This window comes from Mycobacterium sp. 1245499.0 (genome assembly GCF_001673615.1).
In the GTDB taxonomy this organism is placed as follows: domain Bacteria; phylum Actinomycetota; class Actinomycetes; order Mycobacteriales; family Mycobacteriaceae; genus Mycobacterium; species Mycobacterium europaeum_A.
This window is the reverse complement of sequence record NZ_LZMG01000003.1, coordinates 1-5,598: the sequence shown is the minus strand read 5'-3', so window position 1 is coordinate 5,598 and position 5,598 is coordinate 1. Positions and strand designations below refer to the sequence as shown.

The 5,598-nt window shown below is 66.5% G+C and carries 7 protein-coding genes; all 7 read left to right on the top strand.

The window, feature by feature from the left end; genetic code table 11:
* Window positions 1-619: glycosyltransferase family 2 protein (locus tag A5646_RS00070; protein ID WP_197505077.1), on the top strand; the 619-nt coding region annotated here is incomplete at its 5' end.
* On the top strand, window positions 616-1,446 hold the full coding sequence (locus A5646_RS00065) for an ABC transporter permease (RefSeq protein ID WP_066873040.1): 831 nt from the start codon (window positions 616-618) through the stop codon (window positions 1,444-1,446). The genes A5646_RS00070 and A5646_RS00065, both read left to right, overlap by 4 nt.
* Window positions 1,447-1,545: 99 nt before the next feature.
* On the top strand, window positions 1,546-2,424 hold the full coding sequence (locus tag A5646_RS00060) for a TauD/TfdA family dioxygenase (protein WP_067018910.1): 879 nt from the start codon (window positions 1,546-1,548) through the stop codon (window positions 2,422-2,424).
* Between the two features lie 105 nt (window positions 2,425-2,529).
* Window positions 2,530-3,009: a GreA/GreB family elongation factor gene (locus A5646_RS00055; RefSeq protein ID WP_066873046.1), complete on the top strand. Its 480-nt coding sequence runs from the start codon at window positions 2,530-2,532 to the stop codon at window positions 3,007-3,009.
* A 111-nt stretch (window positions 3,010-3,120) separates the two neighbouring features.
* A complete protein-coding gene (locus A5646_RS00050) occupies window positions 3,121-3,486 on the top strand; it encodes a GtrA family protein (RefSeq protein WP_156748758.1) in 366 nt (121 codons plus the stop codon).
* A 32-nt stretch (window positions 3,487-3,518) separates the two neighbouring features.
* A complete protein-coding gene (locus tag A5646_RS00045) occupies window positions 3,519-4,910 on the top strand; it encodes an FAD-binding oxidoreductase (protein WP_066876956.1) in 1,392 nt (463 codons plus the stop codon).
* Window positions 4,911-5,598, top strand: a 688-nt coding sequence (locus A5646_RS00040; RefSeq protein WP_067018907.1) for a decaprenylphospho-beta-D-erythro-pentofuranosid-2-ulose 2-reductase, incomplete at its 3' end; no start/stop codon positions are given.

Here is a 5,598-nt window from a genome sequence, read left to right as displayed (position 1 = left end):
GGATTCGGGCGTGCTGGCCACCCTGCTGGCGTGTGCCGAGAAGTACGGCCTGGCCGAGGTGTCGCCGATGGTGTGCAACATGGCCGACCCGGAGCGGCTGGCGTTCCCGTTGCGTCGCGGCCTGGTATGGCGCAGGCGCACAAGCGAATTACGCACCGAGGCGGGCCAGGACCTGCTGCCCGGGATCGCGTCGCTGTTCAACGGCGCGTTGTTTCGGGCCGCCACCCTGGACGCCGTCGGTGTCCCGGATCTGCGGCTGTTCATCCGCGGCGACGAGGTGGAACTGCACCGCCGGCTGGTGCGATCCGGCCTGCCGTTCGGGACCTGCCTGGACACCGTCTACCTGCATCCCTGCGGATCCGATGAGTTCCGGCCGATCCTGGGCGGCCGGATGCACACCCAATATCCCGACAACCCCACCAAGCGGTTTTACACCTACCGCAACCGCGGCTACCTGCTGGCGCAGCCCGGCCTGCGCAAGCTGGTGGTGCAGGAGTGGGTCCGGTTCGGCTGGTTCTTCCTGGTGAGCCGTCAAGACCCGCGGGGACTGGCCGAGTGGATCCGGTTGCGGCGCTTGGGGCGTCGCGAGCGGTTCGGGAAACCGGAAGGAACGCAGTGACTTTCGTTGACGCGGCGGCACAGTCGCGCACCTTTACCCGCGCCCGCAGCGATCTCGTCGACGGCTTCCGCCGTCATGAGCTGTGGTTGCACCTGGGCTGGCAGGACATCAAGCAGCGCTACCGGCGTTCGGTGCTGGGGCCGTTCTGGATCACCATCGCGACCGGTACCACCGCCGTCGCGATGGGCGGCTTGTACTCCAAGCTGTTTCATCTCGAGCTGTCGGTGCATCTGCCGTACGTCACGCTGGGGCTGATCATCTGGAACCTGATCAACGCCGCCATCCTGGAAGGCGCCGACGTCTTCGTCGCCAACGAGGGTCTGATCAAGCAGTTGCCCACGCCGCTGAGCGTGCACGTCTACCGGCTGGTGTGGCGGCAGATGATCCTGTTCGCGCACAACATCGTCATCTACGTCGTCATCGCGATGATCTTCCCCAAACCCTGGTCGTGGGCCGACCTTTCGGTGCTCCCCGCGCTGGCGCTGATCGTGCTGAACTGCATCTGGGTGTCGCTGTGTTTCGGCATCCTGGCCACCCGCTACCGCGACATCGGCCCGTTGCTGTTTTCGATCGTGCAGCTGCTGTTCTTCATGACGCCGATCATCTGGAACGACGACACCCTGCGGCAGCAGGGCGCCGGGCGCTGGTCGAAGATCGTCGAACTCAACCCCCTGCTGCACTACCTCGACATCGTGCGCGCCCCGCTGCTGGGCTCGCATCAGGAACTGCGGCACTGGGCCGTGGTGCTGGTGCTGACCGCCGTCGGCTGGCTGCTGGCCGCGTTCGCGATGCGCCAATATCGCGCCCGGGTGCCGTACTGGGTGTAGCCGCTGGGGTGCTGTCGCTCGAACTCCCATGCTGGCTGGGTTGCCGGGGACCCTTTTTGGGTGGACATTCGTGCTCAGATGAACGATGGAGGGCGCGCGATGGACATCGTCCCGTTGGGCCCGGGCTTTGCCGCCGAATTGCGTGGAGTGACGATCCACGAGATTGCTTCCGACGACGCCGTATACGCGGTGGTGCGCGCGGCGTTCGAGGAGCATTCGGTTCTGGTCCTTCGTGACCAGGACGTCACCGATGAAGCGCAACTTGCCTTCTCGCGCCGGTTCGGCCCGCTCGAGGTTACCAAGCCGGGGTCGGTGGGCGCCGGCAGCAACCTCGTGGTGCTCAAGACCCTCGACGAAGAGGGCAACGTGGTGCCCGAGGATCACCGGCTTGCTCTCGAAAACAAGGCGAACCAGCTGTGGCACACCGACAGTTCGTTCAAGCGGGTGCCGGCGCTGGCTTCGGTGCTGTCGTCGCGCATCGTTCCTGCACGGGGAGGCGAGACCGAGTACGTCTCGACGCGGCTTGCGTTCGACCGCCTCGATCCGGCGCTGCAACGGCAGCTGGAGAACTCCTTCGCCTGGCACGAGTACGCCTTTTCGCGCGCCAAGATCGCGCCGGACCTTGTCGGTCCCGTTGAACGGGCGGCGCTGCCGCCGCAGTGTTGGCGTCTCGTCTGGACGAATCCAGTTAACGGCCGCAAGGCGTTGTACATGGCCTCGCACACTTTCGCGATCGAGGGCATGGAGCGTACAGCGGCCCAGGACTTGCTTTTCGAGCTGACTCAGGCGGCGACCGCCCCCGGAACGAGCTACTTGCACGCGTGGCGCAAGGGCGACGTGGTGATGTGGGACAACCGCGCGATCATGCACCGCGGCCGCCCGTGGCCGGCGCGCGAGCCGCGCCACATGGTGCGGAGCACGGTTGCGGCGACGGCCGGGGATGGGCTCGACGCGATGCGTCCGCCGAGGCGCCGGTGACATGCCACTTCGACGGCCACGCCGCCGTTCTAGGTGGTGGCGGGGGCCCCGTCGTGGTGTCACACTGAAACGCCACCTGAGCAACCGGTCGAAAGGTCCACCGACGTGAGCAAAAAGGTCCCATCGGCAGCGGACGCCGCGCGGAACAACCTCGAAGCGGAGCTGGACCGGCTACGGCAACGGCGCGAGCGCCTCGAGGCCGAGGTCAAGAACGACCGCGGGATGGTGGGCGACCACGGTGACGCGGCCGAGGCGATCCAGCGCGCGGAGGAACTGGTGGTGCTCACCGACCGGATCTCCGAATTGGACCGGCGCCTACGGGCCGGGCCGTCGGACACCGACGCGTCGGAGACGCTGCCCGGCGGCACCGAGGTGACGCTGCGGTTCGCCGACGGTGAAGTGGTCACGATGCAGGTGATCTCCATCGTCGAGGAGACTCCCGTCGGCGGGGAGGGCGAGACGTTGACCGCGCGCAGTCCGCTGGCCCAGGCCCTGGCCGGCCGCAAACCCGGCGACACGGTCACCTATTCGACGCCGCAGGGCGAGAACCAGGTCGAGTTGATCTCGGTCAAGCTGCCCCGCTGACGCTCGCCGGGAAAAGCCCGGCGGCCCCGTAGACTCCCCTCGATGGTTGCCCCGCTGCCCGATTCCGCGTCCGAGGACGTGCGCCCGGGCTTGCCCCTCACGACGCAGGTCATCCGGTTCGTCGTCACCGGTGGCCTGGCGGGAATCGTGGACTTCGGGCTCTACCTGCTGCTGTGGAAGGTCCTGGGCGTCCAGGTCGACCTTTCCAAGGCCACCAGCTTCATCGTCGGCACCATCACCGCCTACCTGATCAACCGCCGCTGGACCTTCCAGGCGAACCCCAGTACCGCCCGGTTCGTCGCCGTCATGGTTCTCTACGCCGTCACGTTCGCGGTCCAGGTCGGGCTCAACCACCTGTGCCTGGCGTTGCTGCACTACCGGGGGTGGGCGCCGCTGGTCGCATTCGTGATCGCCCAGGGCACCGCGACGGTGATCAACTTCGTGGTGCAGCGGGCCGTAATCTTCCGCATCCGCTGAGCCGCCATCGGCAGGCGGTACCCTCTTTGACGATGTCGAGCACCGATCCCGTGACCAAGCCCGCCCAGTTGATGGGCTTCGGGCGCACCGCGCCGTCGGTGGCCCAGGTGCTCTCCACCCGCGATCCCGAGGTGATCGCGAAGGCCGTGGCCCGGGTGGCCGACTCGGACGATCCCAAGGGCCGGGGCGTGATCGCCCGCGGCCTGGGCCGCTCCTACGGCGACAACGCCCAAAACGGCGGCGGCCTGGTGATCGACATGACCGGGCTCAACCGCATCCACTCGATCAGCGCCGACACCCGGCTGGTCGACGTCGACGCCGGGGTCAGCCTGGACCAGTTGATGAAGGCCGCGCTGCCGTTCGGGCTCTGGGTCCCGGTGCTGCCGGGAACCCGTCAGGTCACCGTCGGCGGCGCGATCGCCTGCGACATCCACGGCAAGAACCACCACAGCGCGGGCAGCTTCGGTAACCACGTCCGCTCGATGGACCTGCTCATGGCCGACGGCACCGTCCGCGCCATCACCCCCGACGGCGAGGACGCGGACCTGTTCTGGGCGACCGTCGGAGGCAACGGCCTGACCGGGATCGTGCTGCGCGCCACCATCGCCATGACTCCGACGGAGACGGCGTATTTCATCGCCGACGGCATCGCCACCAAGGACCTCGACGAGACGGTCGCCGTTCACCTCGACGGCAGCGAAGCCAACTACACCTACTCCAGCGCCTGGTTCGACCTGATCAGCCCGCCACCGAAGCTGGGCCGCGCCGCGGTCAGCCGGGGCAGCCTGGCCAAGCTGGACCAGCTACCCAAGAAGCTGGCCAAGAACCCGCTGAAATTCGATGCGCCGCAGCTGTTGACGGTGCCGGACGTGTTTCCCGTCAGCGCCATGAACAAGCTGTCGTTCATGGCGATCGGCGAGGTGTATTACCGGCTGGGCGGAACCTACAGCGGCAAGATCCAGAACCTGTCGCAGTTCTACCACATGCTCGATCTGGTCAGCGGCTGGAATAATGCTTACGGCCCAAGGGGTTTCGCCCAACACCAATTCCTGGTTCCGCCGGACGCGATGGACGAATTCAAGGCCATCATCCGCTGGATCCAGACCAGCGGGCACTACTCGGCGCTCAACGTGTTCAAGCTCTTCGGCCCGGGCAACCGCGCGCCGCTGAGTTTCCCGATGGCCGGCTGGAACGTCGCCATGGACTTCCCCAACAAGCCGGGGATCAATGAGTTCCTCAACGAACTCGACCGGCGCGTCCTGGAATTCGGCGGAAGGGTATACACCGCCAAGGATTCCCGGGTGAGCGCAGAAACCTTCCACGCCATGTATCCGCGCATCGACGAATGGATCGCGATACGCCGCAAGGCCGACCCCCTGCGGGTCTTCGCCTCCGACATGGCCCGACGTTTGGAGCTGCTGTAAATGGTGCTCGATGCCGTAGGTAATCCGCAGACCATCCTGCTGCTCGGCGGTACCTCCGAGATCGGCCTGGCCATCTGCGAACGCTACCTGCAGAACGCGCACGCGCGAATTGCCTTGGCCGCCATGCCCAATGATCCGGCCCGGGACGCCGCGGTGGCCCAGATGAAGGCCGCCGGTGCGCGCTCGGTCGAGCTGATCGACTTCGAGGCCACCGACCCCGACACCCACCCGAAGATGATCGAGGCGGCCTTCGCCAACGGAGATATAGACGTCGCGATCGTCGCCTTCGGCATTCTCGGTGACGCCGAGGAGTTGTGGCAGAACCAGCAGAAAGCGGTGCTGGCCGCCGAAATCAACTACACTGCAGCGGTTTCGGTGGGCGTGCTGCTCGGTGAGAAAATGCGCGCCCAGGGCTTCGGGCAGATCATCGCGATGAGCTCGGCCGCCGGTGAGCGGGTGCGGCGGTCCAACTTCGTCTACGGCTCCACCAAGGCCGGGTTGGACGGATTCTATTTGGGGCTCGGAGAGGCGTTGCGTGAGTACGGGGTTCGCGTGCTGGTGATCCGGCCCGGCCAGGTGCGTACCCGGATGAGCGCGCACGTCAAGGAAGCCCCGCTCACCGTCGATAAGGAATACGTCGCCAACCTCGCGGTGACTGCGGCCGCCAAAGGTAAGGAATTGGTTTGGG